At 68.5% G+C, this 16,221-nt stretch carries 16 protein-coding genes; 10 read left to right on the top strand and 6 right to left on the bottom strand.

Features of this window, described 5'->3' with window-relative positions:
- On the top strand, positions 1-97 hold a 97-nt coding region (locus tag AC3WL7_RS06140; protein ID WP_492749672.1), incomplete at its 5' end, for an IS3 family transposase.
- A 459-nt stretch (positions 98-556) separates the two neighbouring features.
- Here the strand turns inward: AC3WL7_RS06140 and AC3WL7_RS06135 are convergent.
- Positions 557-1,564 carry a zinc-binding alcohol dehydrogenase family protein gene (locus AC3WL7_RS06135; protein ID WP_079224425.1) on the bottom strand — a complete coding sequence of 336 codons (1,008 nt, stop codon included), beginning with the start codon at positions 1,562-1,564 and terminating at the stop codon, positions 557-559.
- 93 nt (positions 1,565-1,657) lie between these two features.
- Between AC3WL7_RS06135 and AC3WL7_RS06130 the strand changes: the two genes are divergently transcribed.
- The 3 genes from AC3WL7_RS06130 to AC3WL7_RS06120 are packed head-to-tail and all read left to right on the top strand — an operon-like array spanning position 1,658 to position 3,722.
- A complete protein-coding gene (locus AC3WL7_RS06130) occupies positions 1,658-2,638 on the top strand; it encodes a LysR family transcriptional regulator (protein WP_492749668.1) in 981 nt (326 codons plus the stop codon).
- Positions 2,639-2,646: 8 nt separating this feature from the next.
- Positions 2,647-3,276, top strand: coding sequence for a leucine efflux protein LeuE (leuE, locus tag AC3WL7_RS06125; protein WP_492749671.1), 630 nt, complete (start codon positions 2,647-2,649; stop codon positions 3,274-3,276).
- Positions 3,273-3,722: a hypothetical protein gene (locus AC3WL7_RS06120; RefSeq protein WP_492749667.1), complete on the top strand. Its 450-nt coding sequence runs from the start codon at positions 3,273-3,275 to the stop codon at positions 3,720-3,722. The genes leuE and AC3WL7_RS06120 overlap by 4 nt, the downstream gene beginning before the upstream one ends.
- A gap of 23 nt (positions 3,723-3,745) precedes the next feature.
- On the opposite strand, the gene AC3WL7_RS06115 is transcribed toward AC3WL7_RS06120, so the two are convergent.
- Positions 3,746-4,648, bottom strand: coding sequence for a LysR family transcriptional regulator (locus AC3WL7_RS06115; protein ID WP_079224432.1), 903 nt, complete (start codon positions 4,646-4,648; stop codon positions 3,746-3,748).
- 111 nt (positions 4,649-4,759) lie between these two features.
- Between AC3WL7_RS06115 and AC3WL7_RS06110 the strand changes: the two genes are divergently transcribed.
- From AC3WL7_RS06110 to AC3WL7_RS06095, 4 genes are all read left to right on the top strand, one after another.
- Positions 4,760-5,827 (top strand): aldo/keto reductase, encoded by a 1,068-nt coding sequence (locus AC3WL7_RS06110; protein ID WP_492749666.1) that lies wholly within the window; start codon positions 4,760-4,762, stop codon positions 5,825-5,827.
- A 53-nt stretch (positions 5,828-5,880) separates the two neighbouring features.
- A complete protein-coding gene (locus tag AC3WL7_RS06105) occupies positions 5,881-6,876 on the top strand; it encodes an aldo/keto reductase (protein ID WP_492749665.1) in 996 nt (331 codons plus the stop codon).
- A gap of 59 nt (positions 6,877-6,935) precedes the next feature.
- Entirely contained in the window at positions 6,936-7,595 is a 660-nt protein-coding gene (locus AC3WL7_RS06100; RefSeq protein WP_079224436.1) for a suppressor of fused domain protein, read from the top strand.
- Positions 7,596-7,766: 171 nt separating this feature from the next.
- Complete coding sequence (locus tag AC3WL7_RS06095; protein ID WP_200734404.1) at positions 7,767-9,194, top strand: amino acid permease; 1,428 nt, start codon at positions 7,767-7,769, stop codon at positions 9,192-9,194.
- Positions 9,195-9,242: 48 nt separating this feature from the next.
- Here the strand turns inward: AC3WL7_RS06095 and AC3WL7_RS06090 are convergent, their stop codons facing one another.
- Positions 9,243-10,484: a dipeptidase gene (locus AC3WL7_RS06090; RefSeq protein ID WP_492749664.1), complete on the bottom strand. Its 1,242-nt coding sequence runs from the start codon at positions 10,482-10,484 to the stop codon at positions 9,243-9,245.
- 128 nt (positions 10,485-10,612) lie between these two features.
- Positions 10,613-11,782 carry a class I SAM-dependent rRNA methyltransferase gene (locus tag AC3WL7_RS06085; protein WP_079224439.1) on the bottom strand — a complete coding sequence of 390 codons (1,170 nt, stop codon included), beginning with the start codon at positions 11,780-11,782 and terminating at the stop codon, positions 10,613-10,615.
- A gap of 293 nt (positions 11,783-12,075) precedes the next feature.
- On the opposite strand from AC3WL7_RS06085, the gene AC3WL7_RS06080 reads away from it, so the two are divergent.
- Positions 12,076-13,038, top strand: a complete 963-nt coding sequence (locus tag AC3WL7_RS06080) for a TerC family protein (protein ID WP_079224440.1) — start codon at positions 12,076-12,078, stop codon at positions 13,036-13,038.
- A gap of 107 nt (positions 13,039-13,145) precedes the next feature.
- A complete protein-coding gene (locus AC3WL7_RS06075) occupies positions 13,146-13,925 on the top strand; it encodes a rhomboid family intramembrane serine protease (protein ID WP_079224441.1) in 780 nt (259 codons plus the stop codon).
- On the opposite strand, the gene AC3WL7_RS06070 is transcribed toward AC3WL7_RS06075, so the two are convergent.
- Positions 13,922-14,890, bottom strand: a complete 969-nt coding sequence (locus tag AC3WL7_RS06070; RefSeq protein ID WP_492749663.1) for a hypothetical protein — start codon at positions 14,888-14,890, stop codon at positions 13,922-13,924. The two genes, AC3WL7_RS06075 and AC3WL7_RS06070, sit on opposite strands and share 4 nt — an antisense overlap.
- 110 nt (positions 14,891-15,000) lie before the next feature.
- Positions 15,001-16,116, bottom strand: coding sequence for a glycerophosphodiester phosphodiesterase (locus tag AC3WL7_RS06065; protein WP_492749662.1), 1,116 nt, complete (start codon positions 16,114-16,116; stop codon positions 15,001-15,003).
- Positions 16,117-16,221 lie beyond the last annotated feature (105 nt).

Raw genomic sequence — 16,221 nt, 5'->3', positions numbered from 1 at the left:
GGAGTACATCCGGTACTACAACGAAGACCGTATCCGGCTGAAATTAAAGGGCTTGAGCCCGGTAAAGTACCGGGAGCAGGTCGCGCTGGTCGCCTAGCCCCCCACCTGTCCAACTTTAGGGGGTCACTTCACCATGGGGGCTTGGCCGCGGCATCCATGCCGCGGACACCCCCGCGAACCCAACCCGACCGCCCTCTGACAGATGGCTGCGGCCTCCACCACCCACGGAAAAGAAAAAGAAAATCAAAAGCAGAGCAGCCTGGCCGGCCGCTCTTTGCTTCCTGTAGAGCCAAGCCATGCTTGGCTGCGAGCAAGCGCAGCGCGCGACCCGCTTCTGCTGTTCTTTTTCTTTTCCGTGGCTGGACGCGCACGGAAACTGTCAGAGGCCGGGTGGGTAGGTTGCGCAGGGGTGCGAGCGCCATGGATGGCGCTCACAAGCCTCCATGGATGGATTCACGGCGTCCCCTGCGCGGCCTGCCCGCCCGGCCCATCCGCAGATGCGCGGCCGCGGGACCGGGCGGCCAGCCACGAGGGGCTCAGCCGTTGGCCATGATCCTTACCAGCCTTCCAGCACGATCTTGCCCTTGGCACGATTGCTTTCCAGCAGCGCATGCGCGCGGCGCAGGTTGGCCGCGTTGATGCGGCCGAAGTGCTCGCCCAGCGTGGTCTGCAGCACCCCGGCATCAACCAGCTCGGCCACGCGGTTCAGCAGATCGTGCTGGCGCTGCATGTCGGCGGTCTTGAACAGCGGCCGGGTGAACATCAGCTCCCAGTGCAGCGACAGCGCCTTGCGCTTGAGTGCCATCACGTCCAGTTGGCCCGGGTCGTCGATCAGGCCCAGCTGACCCTGCGGCGCCAGCACTTCCACGATCTGCGCATAGTGCTGGTCGGTGTGGGTCAGGCTGGCCACGTGCTCGACCTGGGGAATGCCCAGCCGGGCCAGGCCTTCGGTCAGCGGCAGGGTGTGGTCGATCACGTGGTGCGCGCCCATCGCATACACCCAGTCCTGGGTGTCCGGGCGCGAGGCGGTGCCGACGACGGTGAGCTTGGTCAGCGTGCGTGCCAGCTGCACCAGGATCGAGCCGACGCCGCCGGCCGCGCCGATCACCAGCAGGGTCTGCCCTTCACCGCCGCCCTCGGCGATGCGCAGGCGGTCGAACAGCAGTTCCCAGGCGGTGATCGCGGTCAGCGGCAGGGCCGCGGCGGCGGCATCGTCGAGGCTGGCCGGCTTGCGGCCGACGCTGCGCTCGTCCACCAGCTGGTACTCGGCATTGCTGCCCGGGCGATCGATCACGCCGGCGTAGTAGACCGCGTCGCCGGGCTGGAACAGGGTCACCTCGCTGCCCACCGCATCGACCACGCCCACCGCATCCCAGCCCAGCACGCGCGGGCCTTCGGTGGCGGCGTTGCGGCGCACCTTGGTATCCACCGGGTTCACCGCCACGGCGCGCACCGCCACCCGCAGGTCGCGCGGGCCCGGCTGCGGCAGGTCCAGGTCGATGTCGATCAGGGCCTGCGGGTCATCGATCGGCAGGCCGGCGTGGGTGTAGGCAATGGCGCGCATGGCAGCGGTCCAGTGGGGAAAAGGAATCCACAGCGTGCGCCGCGCGCGGCTCCCCGGAAAGGCGCAGAATCGGTCAGCACTTTCACTCCGGCAATGAAAATGATCCGTTTCGACGATCTGCAGCTGTTCGTCCGCACCGCCGCGCTGGGCAGCTTCTCGCAGGCCGCGCGCGAGGCCGACCTGCTGCCCGGCCAGGTGGCCGCCGCGGTGGCGCGGCTGGAACGCGAGCTGGACCTGCGCCTGTTCGTGCGCACCACCCGCAGCCTGCGCCTGACCGGCGAAGGCGCGCTGTACCTGCCCTATGCGCAGGAGGTGCTGGCCACGCTGCGCGAGGGCCAGGCCCGCGTGCAGGGCGAGGACGCCGACCTGCACGGCACCCTGCAGCTGTCGGCGCCTTCGGATTTCGGCCGCAACCTGCTGCTGCCGTGGCTGGCCACCTTCCGTGCCGCACACCCGCGGCTGCGGCTGCACCTGCGCCTGTCCGACGAGGTGGCCGACGTGTTCCGCGACCCGGTGGACGTGGCGATCCGCCTGGGCCACTTCGACGATGCCAGCTACGTGGCGCTGCCGCTGCTGGAGGGCAACCGCCGCGTGCTGGCGGCATCGCCCGCCTACCTGCAGCGGCGTGGCGTGCCGGCACGGCTGGAAGACCTGCGCGAGCACGACTGCCTGGCCTACCAGCTCGGTGGGCGCACTTACGACCGCTGGGCGTTCGAGGTCGAGGGGCGGCGCGTGGTGATACCGGTGCGCGGGCCGCTGGTCTGCGACGATGCCGACGTGGTGCGGCGCTGGGCGGTGGCTGGCGAAGGCATCACCTACAAATCCTGGCTGGACCTGCGCGAGGACGTGCGCGCCGGGCGCCTGCAGGTGCTGCTGGACGGCATCGGCAGCCACATCCCGCTGCAGCTGGTATGCCCGCACCGCAAACAGTTCTCGCCGGCGGTGCGGCAACTGCACGCGCAGCTGCGCGACCACCTGCAACCGTTGCTGTCCGGCCTGCCCGGCGATGGCGACGGCCCCCTGTCCCCGGCCACGCCACTGGCCGACAATGGCGCCCCCCCGCAACAACAATGAGCCATGCCATGCCGTGGATGGGCATCCAGGACCTGTGGACGTTCCTGCTCGCCGTGCTGGTGTTCCTCGCCCTGCCCGGGCCCGGCACCTTCACCCTGCTCACCGCCACCGGCCGCGGCGGCGTGCGCGGCGGCTACACCGCGCTGGCCGGCCTGCTGGTCGGAGACCAGATCCTGATGTGGCTGGCCCTGGCCGGCGTGGCCGCGCTGCTGAAGGCCAACCCGCTGGTCTTCCACGCGGTGCAGTACCTGGGCGCGGCCTACCTGGTGTGGGTGGGCATCAGCCTGCTGCGCACGCCGAAGCGCGAGGGCGGCGATGCCGGCCCGATCCGCATGCAGCCCGGCCGCTATTTCCAGCAGGCGATCCTGGTCAGCCTGCTCAACCCGAAGGCGATCCTGTTCTACATGGCCTTCCTGCCGCTGTTCATCGACCCGGCCGCGCACCACGGCATCGCCACGTTCGCAGCGCTGGCCGGCATCATCTTCGTGGTCAGCGTGGCCTACTGCTCGCTGCTGATCGGTGCGGGCAACCTGGCCCGTCGCCACCTGATCCAGCACCCGCGCGTCAGCACCGTCCTGCGCCGCGTGGCCGGCCTGTTCCTGGTCGGTTTCGGCATCCGCCTGGGGTTGAACGGATGATCCGGCGGCTGGCCGTCCTGCTGTTTGTCGTGCTGCTGGCCGACACCGCAGCGGCGGCCGCGGCGCAGGACCATCGTTGCCTCACCGGCGGCCGCAACGACAGCATCCACCTGCTGTGGCGCTGGCTGGACGATGGCAGTGCCGACGTGCAGTACGCCGGGCAGCGCGGTCGCCTGCCGGTGCAGCGGGTCTCGCAGGAAACGACGGTGCTGGATGAAGACCGGCCCTCCCAGTTCGACAGCGTGTGGGAAGAACGCATCGAGGGCCGCCGCAACGGTCGCTATCACCTGAGCACGCAGGGCGCGCGCGTCTACGGTTTCAGCTACGAACGCGCACGCGACGGGCGGCGCACGGCCTTCAGCGAAGACGTCGAGGCATGGCAGGAAGATGGCTGCCATTGGCCGGGCGTCGAACCGCTGACCGTAGCGTCGAGCTTGCTCGACTGAGGCGTGCCAACCAAGGTTGGCCTCTACCTATCGTGCATTCCCTCGCGCAGGTGGTCGATGAACACCCGCAGCTTGGGTGCCATCTGCTCACGCGCCGGGTAGTACAGGTGGAAGCCGGGGAACGGTGGCTGCCAGTCCTGCAGCACGCTCTGCAGCCGCCCGGCGGCGATGTCGTCGGCCACCAGCGAGGCGAAGCCCTGGGCCATGCCCAGGCCGGCGAGCACGGCGCGATGGGCGACGCCGGCATCGTTGAACACCAGTCGCCCGCTCACTTCCACCTCCAGGTCGTGGCCCTCGCGGCTGAACTCCCAGGGCATCAGCCGGCCGTTGGCCAGGCGGTGCACGATGCAGGCGTGGCCCTGCAGGTCATGCGGGGTCTGCGGCACGCCCTGGCGCTCGAAGTAGGCCGGCGTGGCCACCACCACCTGCCGCTCGGGCGGCCCGATCGGCACCGCGATCATGCCCTGCGCGAGTGATTCGCCCAGGCGGATGCCGGCGTCGAAGCCCTCGGCCACCAGATCGGCCAGCGCCGGGTCGACGCACAGCTCCACCTGCACCTGCGGGTAACGCGCGAGGAAATCGGGCAGCCGCGGCAGCACCATGCGGTCGGCGACGATGCGCGGCAGCGTCACCCGCAGCCGCCCGGCCGGCACCGAGCGCGCGCTGTCCAGTTCGGCGAAGGCCTGGTCGATCTGGTCCAGGCCACCTCGCACCCGCTGCAGGAAGCGCGCGCCGTGTTCGGTCAGGCCCACCCGCCGCGTGGTCCGCTGCAGCAGGCGCACGCCCATCCGCGCTTCCAGCGCGCGCACGCTCTGCGACAGCGCCGAGGTCGACACGCCCAGCGCATCGGCGGCGCGGGTGAAGCTGGCATGTTCGGCCACGTGGACGAAGGCGACCACGGCAGTGAGAGGAGCGGAGGCATCCATTGTGAAGCCAGCCTTCAAGGTGAGTCAGGTTATACGCAGTTTATCCACACGATCGACAGGAGGAAGCTGGCTTCCCCGGCGGATGCACCGCCCCCGTGATGGAGACCAACGATGTCGCTCGACCACTACCGCCTGCTCGGCCGCTCCGGCCTGCGGGTCAGCCCGATGGCCTTGGGCACGATGACCTTCGGCGCCGACTGGGGCTGGGGCGCGGACGAAACCGAGGCCCGCCGCATCTTCGATGCCTACGTTGAACGTGGCGGCAACTTCGTCGATACGGCAAACAACTACACCAATGGCAGCGCAGAGACCCTGCTCGGCTGTTTCGCCCAGGGCCAGCGCGAGCGCCTGGTGATCGCCAGCAAGTACACCCTGGCCACCGTGCCGGGCGACCCCAACAACGCCGGCAACCACCGCAAGAGCATGCGGCGCTCGGTGGAGGACAGCCTGCGCCGGCTCGGCACCGACTATCTGGACGTGCTGTACCTGCATGCCTGGGACGACACCACCGGCGTGGATGAGGTGATGCGCGGCTTCGACGATCTGGTGCGCAGCGGCAAGGTGCTCTACGCCGGCATTTCCGACACACCGGCCTGGCAGATCGCGCGCATGCAGACCCTGGCCGACCTGCGCGGCTGGGCCCCGCTGGTGGCCCTGCAGATCGAGTACAGCCTGATCCAGCGCAGCGTGGAGCACGAACTGCTGCCGATGGCCGACGCGCTGGGCCTGGGTGTGGTGGCCTGGTCGCCGCTGGGCAGTGGCGTGCTGACCGGCAAGTACAGCGCCAGCGACCTGGCCCAGGACGAGGTGCTGGCTGCTGCGCCGGGTGGCTCGCGCCGCAACGTCGCCCTGATCAACGGCGCATTGACCGCGCGTTCGCTGCAGATCGCCGATGAAGTGAAACAGATCGCCCAGGAACTGTCGCATTCGCCGGCACAGGTCGCCCTGGCGTGGCTGCTGCAGCGCCCGGGCGCCGGTGCCCTGCCCATCGTCGGTGCCCGCACCCTGGCCCAGTTCGAGCACAACCTGGCCGCCCTGGACCTGCAGCTGCCGGCCGAGGCGCTGGCACGGCTGGACGCGCTCAGTGCCGTCGCCCCGTCCTTCCCGCACGACTTCCTGCAGATGCCGCTGCCGCGCATGTTGATGAGTGGCGGCACCCGCCTGCAGCCGCGCGCCTGACCCTTCCCCCTGGAGACACCCCAATGAGCACCCAGCCGATGAGCTCCCCATCCATGACGACCCACACCCTCGGCCCCGCCGGCCCCACCGTTTCCGCCCTCGGCCTGGGCTGCATGGGCATGAGCGCCTTCTACGGTGGCCGCAGCAGCGAGGACGAGGCCATTGCCCTGATCCAGCAGGCGCTGGACCGTGGCGTCACCCTGCTCGACACCGCCGATGTGTATGGCCCGCATACCAATGAACGCCTGCTCGGCCGCGCCATCGCCGGGCGCCGCAACGAGGTGTTCCTGGCCAGCAAGTTCGGCCTGAAGCTGGACCCGGGCAACCCGCAGGCGCGCGGTATCGACGGCCGCCCGGAGTACGTGCAGGCCGCCTGCGAGGACAGCCTGCGCCGGCTGGGCGTGGACCACATCGACCTGTACTACCAGCACCGCGTCGACCCGGCCGTGCCGATCGAGGACACCGTGGGTGCGATGGCGCGCCTGGTCGAACAGGGCAAGGTGCGCTGGCTGGGCCTGTCCGAAGCCTCGGCAGCCACCGTCCGCCGTGCCCACGCGGTGCATCCGGTCACGGCGGTGCAGAGCGAATACTCGCTGTGGTCGCGCGAACCGGAGCAGAACGGGGTGCTGGCCACCACCGCCGAACTGGGCATCGGCTTCGTGCCGTATTCGCCGCTGGGGCGTGGCTTCCTGACCGGCGCCATCCGCAGCCCGGATGACTTCGAGGCCGACGACTACCGCCGCAGTTCGCCGCGTTTCCAGGGCGACAACTTCGCCCGCAACCTGGCGCTGGTGGCACAGGTGCAGCCGCTGGCCGCCGAGCTGGACATGACCCCGGCGCAGCTGGCCCTGGCCTGGGTGCTGGCACAGGGTCCGCACCTGGTGCCGATCCCGGGCACGACGCGCGCGGCCAGGCTGCAGGAAAACCTCGGCGCGCTGCAGGTGCAGCTGGATGCAGGCGTGCTCGCGCGGCTGGATGCGGTGTTCCCGCTGCATGCCGCCGCCGGCGAGCGCTACCCGCAGGCGGTGCTGGCCACGGTGGACCGCTGAGGGCCCGGGTGGGGGCGCGCTATGCTGCAGCCCCCACCTGCAACCTCCACGGACGCACGATGACCACCATGGATGACGACACCCTGCTCGAACGCAGCTGGGAGTTCCGCGAAGAGACCCTGTACCGCCAGCACTTCGGCGACACCGGCCCGGGCATCTTTCCGCTGGACATGGACCTGCTGCATGGGGTGTTCCAGCAGGAGGAAATCGATCCGCGCTGGCTGCACGTAGGCGTGTTCGCCTGCCCGCCGCATGGCGAGCGCCGGCACTGGGTGTACGTCAGCTCGGGCCTGTCCAATGCGTGGGAAGGCCCGCACGAGGATGGGGATTCCGGTTTCGGCGTCGAGCTGCTGATGGAAACGCAGGACGAGGCGCCCTGGGCATTGACCACCGTGCGCTGGTTCACCGCTTATCACTTGCTGCTGTGCCATGGGCGCATGCCAGGCGACCCGCTGTCGGCATGGGACCGGCTGAAGCTGGGCATGCCGGTGGACCGCGCCGACAGCGCACTGCAGGCGATGGTGTTCATTCCCGCCCCGCACTTCCCGGGTCCGCAGCAGCTGCCCTCCGGGCGCTTTGATTTCCTGCAGCTGCTGCCGGTGACGCTGGACGAGCACGCCTTCGGCCGCGAGCACGGCTTTGAAGCTGTGCTGGCCCAGCTCAGCGCCGCCGGCGCCGCGCCGGTCGTGGACCCGGCACGCGGCAGCATCGTGGGCTGACGTCCTGCCCACCGGCGGGATCGGGGACGCGGGCTTTGTGCTGATTCCGGCAGCCTGGTCGGGGCGCAGCGCGCGCCCTAGCGGGTATGACCCTCGTCAGTGGTAATGCTGCGCTGCGTTCGGTCACACTCGGGAACTTGTCGTTCCAAGTCATCCCCTTCCGAGGCCTGCATGTCCCTGCTCCGGCGCAAGTCGCTAGATTCCGTCACTGTCCATGAAGCCGGTCGGCGCCTGGTGCCGACCCTCAGCTGGCCGCACCTGATCGCCCTGGGCATCGGCGCCATCGTCGGCACCGGCATCTACACGCTCATCGGCGTCGGCGCCAACCTGGCCGGCCCGGCGGTGCTGATCTCCTTTGCCATCGCCGGTGCGGTCTGCGCCTGCGCGGCACTGTCCTATGCCGAGCTGTCGACGATGATGCCGGCGGCCGGCAGCGCCTATACCTACAGCTACAGTGCGCTGGGCGAGGTGTTCGCCTGGGTGGTGGGCTGGAGCCTGATCCTCGAATACTCGCTGGTGGTCAGTACCGTGGCGGTCGGCTGGTCCGGCTACTTCGTCGGCTTCCTGGAATGGATCCACACCCAGTTCGGCATCGACATCACCCTGCCGGCCGCACTGGCCGCGGGGCCGCACGTGGCCGGTGGCTTCATCAACCTGCCAGCGATCATCATCACCTGGCTGGTGGCGCTGATGCTGATGGCCGGTACCAAGGAAAGCGCCACGCTCAACGCCATCCTGGTGGTGTTCAAGCTGATCGCCCTGGCGGTGTTCGTGGCCGTCGCCCTGCCCGCCTTCGACCCCGCCAACCTGCAGCCGTTCATGCCGTATGGCTTTGCCAAGTCGCTCGGCCCGGATGGCGTCGAGCGTGGCGTGATGGCCGCGGCGGCGATCATCTTCTTCGCCTTCTACGGCTTCGACGCGATCTCCACCGCCGCCGAGGAAACCAAGAACCCGGCCCGTGACCTGTCCATCGGCATCATCGGTTCGATGATCGGCTGCACCATCGTCTACGTGCTGGTGGCGCTGGCCGCCGTGGGCGCGATGAGCTATGCGGTGTTCGGCCACAGCGCCGAGCCGCTGGCGCTGATCATGCGCGAGCTCGGCAGCCCGAAGGCGGCGATGTTCATCGGCGTGGTCGCGATCATCGCCCTGCCCACCGTGCTGCTGGCCTTCCTGTACGGGCAGAGCCGCATCTTCTTCGTGATGAGCCGCGATGGCCTGCTGCCGCGTGGCCTGTCCAAGGTCAACGCACGCACCGGCACGCCGGTGGCGACCACGCTGTTCACCGCCGTGGTGGTGTCGGCACTGGCCGGCGTGGCCCGCCTGGACGAGATCGCCGCCCTGGCCAACGCCGGTACCCTGGCCGCGTTCACCGCGGTGGGTATCTGCCTGGTGGTGCTGCGCGTGCGCGAGCCGAACCGCGAGCGCAGCTTCCGCACGCCGCTGGCCTTCGTGGTCGGGCCGCTGGCCGCGCTGGGCTGCATCTACCTGTTCATCAGCCTGCCGCACACCACCCAGCTGTATTTCCTGATCTGGAACGTGGTCGGCCTGGTGCTGTACTTCCTGTACAGCCGCCGCAATGCGTTGATCGCGAAATAACCGGATCACCGGTAGTGCCGGCCGCTGGCCGGCACCCCGCAGGGCGCTTCACCCGCCCTGCTTTGCGGCATGGTCCTGCGCCTGCCGCATCACCCGCAGCAGGTTGCCGCCCCAGATGCCGGCGATCTGCTGCTCGGTGTAGCCCTTGCGCAGCAGCCACGCGGTGATCTTCGGCAACTGGCTGACGTCGGGCAGGTCGCTCAGGCCACCGCCACCATCCCAGTCCAGGCCGATGCCCACGTGTTCGGGGCCGACCACCGTGAGGATGTGTTCGAAGTGGGCGAAGAAGTCGTCCAGGCTGGCGTGGCGCACCGGGTGCTCGTGGTCCAGCGCCTGTTCGGCCTTCTGCAGGGCCACGCCCTGGGCGATGCCCATGCCTTCCCAGCCGCCCAGCTGCTTGCTCAGCGCTTCTTCGGCCTGCTTGCGTTCGGGCGTTTTGGCAGTGTCGATCAGGTAACCGCCATAGGCATTCACCTGGATCACGCCGCCGGCCTTGGCCAGCTGGCGCAGGCGTGCATCGTCGAGGTTGCGCGGGTGGTTGTAGACCGCCTTGGCCGAGCTGTGCGACAGCACGAACGGCACCGGCATCATCGCCAGCAGGTCATCGAACACCGCATCGGAGGCGTGCGACTGGTCGATGACGATGCCCAGCTTCACCGCCGCACGTACCAGATCCTTGCCCGCCGGGCTCAGCCCCTTCCACTCCGCGCCCTTGGGGTCGGTGGCCGAATCGGCGAACTCGTTGTTGGCGAAGTGCACGGTGCTGAGCAGGCGCAGGCCGGCGCGGTGGTAGAACGAGAGCAGGCTGGGGTCTTCCACCAGCGGGCTGGCGTTTTCCATGCTGATGTACACCACGCGCTTGCCAGCGGCCTTGATGCGCGCGGCATCATCGGCGGTCAGCGCCAGCGCGAAGCGATCGGGGTTGGCCGCCAGCATCTGCCGGATCTCCAGCAGGCGCTGCAGGCCGTGGTCGCGCTCGGCCAGGTGGGCCGCTGCAGTGCGATCCCCCTGGTCGGTGTAGATCGCCCAGAAGCCCCCATCCAGCGCGCCCTCGACCATGCGCGGGTAATCCACCTGCGAAAGCGCGTTGTGGTCGTGCCGTTGTTCGATGTCGAAGCCAGCGCGGCCGAAGTTGGCCGGCGTATCCAGATGGCTGTCCAGGGTCAGCAGGCGCTGCTGCAGGGTCTTGGCGCGGGCCAGCTCCTGCGCGCTGAACTCGATGGCATGGGCGGACAGCGGCGCACACAGCGCAAGGGCAAGCAACAGGGACAGGCGACGCAGCGATGGCATGGGCTCTCACCGGTTAGGAGAAGAGCCCGACCATAGCGCTGCGGCCCGCCGTTTTGTAGAGCCGAGCCCATGCTCGGCTGCCAGGCAGATCAGCCGAGCGTGGGCTCGGCTCTACAGCAACAGACGGCTCAGTCCACCACGCGGCAGAACACGGCCTTCAGGTAACGCGATTCCTGCACGTGGGCCATGAACGGATGGTCCGGACCGGCGCCGGCCACCTTCAGGATCTGGATCGTGCGGCCGGAGAAATAGGCCGCGCGGCGCAGCATGTCCAGGAACTGGTCCTCGGCCACCAGGCCGGTGCAGGAGAACGTAGCGAACAGGCCGCCCGGCTTGACCACGCCCAGCGCCAGCTTGTTCATGTCCAGGTACTTCTTCAGCGCGGTGATGACCTGGTCGCGGTCGCGGGTCATCTTCGCCGGGTCCAGGATCACCACGTCGTACTGCTCGCCGCGGTTGGCGGCATCGCGCAGCCACGGGAAGATGTCGGACTGGATGAACTTCGGGCGCACGTTGTTCAGGCGCGAATTGCCCTTGGCGATCTGGATGACGTCTTCATCGATGTCGATGCCGACCACTTCCGACGCACCGCGTGCGGCCGCATACACGGCGAAACCGCCGGTGTTGCAGCACAGGTCGAGCACGCTCTTGCCTTCCACCTGCTGGCTCAGCCACTCACGGTTCTCGCGCTGGTCGGCGAAGAAGCCGGTCTTGTGCGCACCGGCCGGGTCGGCGCGGAACTTGATGCCATGCTCGGTGATCACCGACGCTTCGGTGGTGGTGTTGCCGTGGAAGTCGAAGCTTTCCTGCTTCTGCACGTGTTCGTCGGCGAAGCTGTGGAAGCGGCAGCCCGGGAACTGTTCGCGCAGGGCGTCGTAGATCCACTCGCGGTGGCGGAACATGCCGGCGGCGAAGAATTCGACCACCACCAGGTCGTTGTAACGGTCCACCACCAGGCCGGACAGGCCGTCGCCTTCGCTGTGCACCACGCGCCAGGCGTCGGACACCGCATCGAGCTTCAGCACGCCGCGGCGCAGTTCGACCGCCTGGGCGATCTTGCGCGAGAACCAGCCGGCATCGACCGGCACGTTCGGGTCGGTTTCAAGGATGCGCACGGCGATGCGCGAGTGCCCGTTGTAGAAGCCACGGCCGATGAACTCGCCATCGATGCCGACCACGTCGACGATGGAACCGGGCTTGGGCCGGACGGTCGGCTTCTCGACCAGTTTCTGGAAGATCCACGGGTGGCTGGAGCGCCACGCGTTCTTGAGGCGGACAACGGGAAGGGGGGTATTCATCGGCCTATTGTAGCCGGGGGGCACCGGGGGCCGGAAATCCGTGGGGCGGGGGCGGCATTTGACGGCGGCCCGGCCAGGCCGCAGAATCGGCCCCAGAAGGGGAGTAGCTCCCAGACGTTGTCGCCGTCAATTCGAGCCCGCAGGCTCCGGTGCAACGGCAATCCCACCCGCGTGGGGTTGCGAGCGAGACCTTCGCCGTACTGGCGAAGCTCTGTCCCTGGATCCCCTCCCGATCCTCCGTTGCAGATCCTCGCCGTCCGGCTTGGCATTCATCTTTCCAACGGATATTCCCAATGCAGACGATCGGTAATGTGTGGATGTGGGGCGGCTTCGTGGCGGTGGTCATCATCGCCCTGCTCGTCGACCTGGTGTTGATGCGCCACGGCGGACCGCACAAGGTCACCTTCAAGGAGGCCCTGTGGTGGTCCATCGGCTGGGTCGCACTGGCCCTGCTGTTCAACGCAGGCCTCTGGTATTACCTCAGCGAGACCGCCGGCCAGGTGGTGGCCAACAAGGTCGGCCTGGAGTTCCTGACCGGCTATCTGGTCGAGAAGGCCCTGGCGGTGGACAACATCTTTGTCTTCCTGATGATCATGAGCTACTTCGCGGTGCCGGAGGAGCAGCGCCAGAAGGTGCTGATCATCGGCATCCTGGGTGCGATCGTGCTGCGTACGATCATGATCTTCGCCGGTAGCGTGCTGATCAGCCAGTTCCATTGGCTGCTCTACGTGTTCGGTGCCTTCCTGCTCTTCACCGGCTGGAAGATGTGGTTCGCCGCCGGCCAAGAGCCCGACCTGGAGACCAACCCGGCCCTGCGCTGGATGCGCAAGCACCTGCGCCTGCTGCCGGACTACGCCGGCAACGCGATGAGCGTGATGCGCGACGGCAAGCGCTGGTTCACCCCACTGTTCGCGGTGCTGATCCTGATCGCGGTGACCGACGTGATCTTCGCGGTGGACAGCATCCCGGCGATCTTCGCCATCACCACCGACCCGTTCATCGTGCTCACCTCCAACGTGTTCGCGGTGCTGGGCCTGCGTGCGATGTTCTTCCTGCTGGCCGGCATGGCCGACCGCTTCCACCTGCTGCCGTACGGCCTGGCGCTGGTGCTGGGCTTCATCGGCATCAAGATGATGATCATCGACCTGTTCAAGATCCCGACCCCGGTGTCGCTGGGCGTGGTCGCCGCGATCATCGCCGCCACCGTGGTGCTCAGCCTGAAGTACCCGCCGAAGGAAGACGCCGGCCAGGCCTGAGCCTGACCGGCCTGCGGCACGCGGCCGGCGGGATTGTCCCGTCGGCCGCTTCCACTCTCCCGTTGCGCTGGCCTTGGTTTCGCGCCGGCCACCGCCATTGCTGAGGTATGGACAACAACACGCCCCTGCCCGCCGGTGACGTGCCGGCCCCCCGCAACGACCGCATGCGCATCCTGCGGGCGTTCAATGTCAGCCTGGCCGCCGTGCTGGTGCTGGTGGCCGTGTTCGCCCTGCAGGGCAGCTTCGACTGGCGGCCGTGGGCGGTGGCACCGCTGGAGGCCAAGGGCCTGCTGGGGCTGATCGGCGGGCCGATGCTGCACGCCTCGGTCGAGCACATCGCCGCCAATGGCTTTGCGATCCTGATCCTCGGCACCCTGGCCGGCAGCGTGTACCCGAAAGCCACCGTGCGTGCCCTGCCCCTGCTGTGGCTGGGTTCGGGCATCGGCGCGTGGATGCTGGGCAACCCCGGCAGCGTGCACCTGGGCGCCAGCGGCGTGACCCACGGCCTGATGTTCCTGCTGGCCAGCCTGGGCCTGCTGCGCCGCGACCGCGCGGCAATCGCCACCGGCCTGATCGGCATGCTGTTCTACGGCGGCATGCTGATGACCATCCTGCCGCATGCCGACGGCGTGTCCTGGCAGTCGCACATGGGCGGCGCCTTCGCCGGCATCATCGCTGCGCTGCTGTTCCGCAATGCCGACCCGATGACACCGCGCCAGCACTATAGCTGGGAGGACGAGGAGGACGAGGTCGAGGCGCTGGCCGACGACGAGCTCGAGCCGCCCTCGCCGCGCCGCGTGCCGGTGCTGTGGCAGCCGCGAGAGGGGCACGATTACGTGGTGGTCCCCTTCCGCCGGCCGGACGAGCCGCGCGACCGCACCTCCTAGCGCGGCATCCTGCCTGTGAGCGACGAGCGCAGGAAATGCACGGCAAAGAACAGCATCACCGGCGCCGCGAACAGGATGAAGGTCACGATCAGGGCGAACATGAAGGGCTGTTCGGCCCAGGTGTAGACGACCCCGCCACTGCGCGGGGACCAGGAGACGTACCGCCCGCTTCCGAGGCTGCGCAGCGCCGACAGCAGCGCTGAGCCACCGAACATCAGCAGGAAGGCACCCAGCGAGGCGAACGTCACGCGGATCATCACGGGCAACCGCTCCCCCTGCGGCCGGCGATCCGGCCGACGCCCGGCAGGCACGCCATGCAAGCGTGCCTCGCGTTCGGCACGCTTTCTCTGCTTTCGCGTCATCGGCCGCGGCCTCGCCGTCGGCGGTGGGGGCGCGGCCACCGTGTCCAGGGACGGCGCAATGTCGACCACGTGGTCAGGCACGGGAAGCTCCAGGTAGGACGCCAGCGTCTGCATCCATTGCGTGGTGCGCCGGGTGCCCAGCGCCATCGGCACCGTGACGGGGGTCAACGCGTGCGCACTGCCGTCTTTCAGGATCAGCCACAAGGTGGTGCTGGCGTAATACCGGTGCCGGATGCGGCGCAGTTCCATGCGCAGCGGCGCAGCCAGCGGGAAGGTCCGTGACCGCTCGCGCAGGCCAAGCAGGTAGGTGGTACTGGACCGGCCGATGCCTCGACCACGCGAGAGAAGCAGGGTCTCGCGCATCTCGCCGTACACCAGCAGGGTCACCGACAGCACGACGACCAGCAGCCCGACCACGGCCAACGTGAGCAGGTCCAGCCCGCCCAGCCGGGCCAGGCGAGGACCGGCCGCAACAAGCAGCAGCCCCACCAGTACTGGCCCCGCCGTGCCAACGAACAGGCAGAGGCCTGCCTGCAGCACATTGCAGGAACGTATCTGCAGGTCACCCTGCGGCGTTTGACGATAGCGATGCAACAGCAGCATCCGGCCTCCCTTCCCTGGTCGGCTCCCTTGCAGCCTGCGCCCAGTATGCCCGCGATCGGCGCTGCATCCACACAGGTAGCGGCCGGGCCGTGCCCGGCGGCGTTGACGGGTCAGTTCGCGGCGTTGCCCGCGGCGCCCATGCCATCCACCGCCTGCCGGCCCAGCGCCGGGTCATCGGTGAAGAACGCATCGATGCCGGTGGCCAGGTAGGCGCGCATCTCGGCGATCGAGCCTTCCGGGTTGCGCGCGCTGTCGGCACCCTTGCGCAGGTTGCTGGCCTGGAAATGGTTCTCCGGGCGGAAGGTGTACGGGATCACCATCAGGCCGGCCGCATGTGCATCACGCACCAGCGCCGTCGGCGTGCCCAGCGCACCGTTGGCCTCAAGCGGAATGATCGATCGCAGCTCCGGGCCGATGCCATCGGCGTAGCTGGCGATGTCCTTCAGCCCGGCCGGGGTCATCATCTGCGCATAGGTAAGCGTGCCACCGGCCTTGGCGACATCGGCCGGGCGGGCATCGCCCTTCCACAGCAGCTGCAGCAGGCGGATGTTGCTGCCACGGCCGATCTTGCCGCGCAGGTAGCGCAGGTTGGCGGTCTCGAACGACTGGATCGTCACCGGTGCGACGGCGGTATAGGCATTGCCGCGCAGCGCGGCCAGCACCTTGTCTTCCATCGGCAGGCCGATGGACTGGAAGTAGGTCGGGTGCTTGATTTCCGGCACCAGGCCGATGCCGCGGTTGGCACGGCCGGCCTGCTGGACAAGGAACGCCAGGATTTCGTCCAGGGTGGCGATGCGAAACTGGCCGTCGAAGGCGGTGCTGCGCAGTTCCGGCAGGCGCTCGCGGGTGTAGAGGGTCTTCAGCTCGGCCAGGGTGAAGTCTTCGGTGAACCAGCCTTCGACCTTCTCGCCATCGATGACCTTGGTGGTCTTCCGCTTGGCGAACTCCTTGTGCTCGGCGACGTCGGTGGTGCCACCGATCTCGTTCTCGTGGCGGGCCACCAGCACGCCGTCCCTGGTCATCACCAGGTCCGGCTCGATGTAGTCGGCGCCATCGGAGATGGCCTGCGCGTAGGCCGCCAGCGTGTGCTCGGGCAGCAGCGCGCTGGCGCCACGGTGGCCGTAGACCGAGGCCTTGGCATTGGCCGGGATGGAAGTTTCAGCACTCATGGCCACCGATGGTGCCACGGCCAGCGACAACAGCAACGCACAACCCCACGACTTCACTGCGACTTCCCCAAGCGGTATGTGATGGGGGTCAGTATGCGGCGGGATTGTTACAACCGGCGGTGTCGGGCATGGGGTCGGATCCCCGCAGGGGCTCTGCCCCCC

This window comes from Stenotrophomonas sp. FW305-3-2-15-E-LB1 (assembly GCF_058787375.1).
Note: the sequence above shows the minus strand (reverse complement) of the source record. Positions and strands in the feature narration are given on the sequence as shown.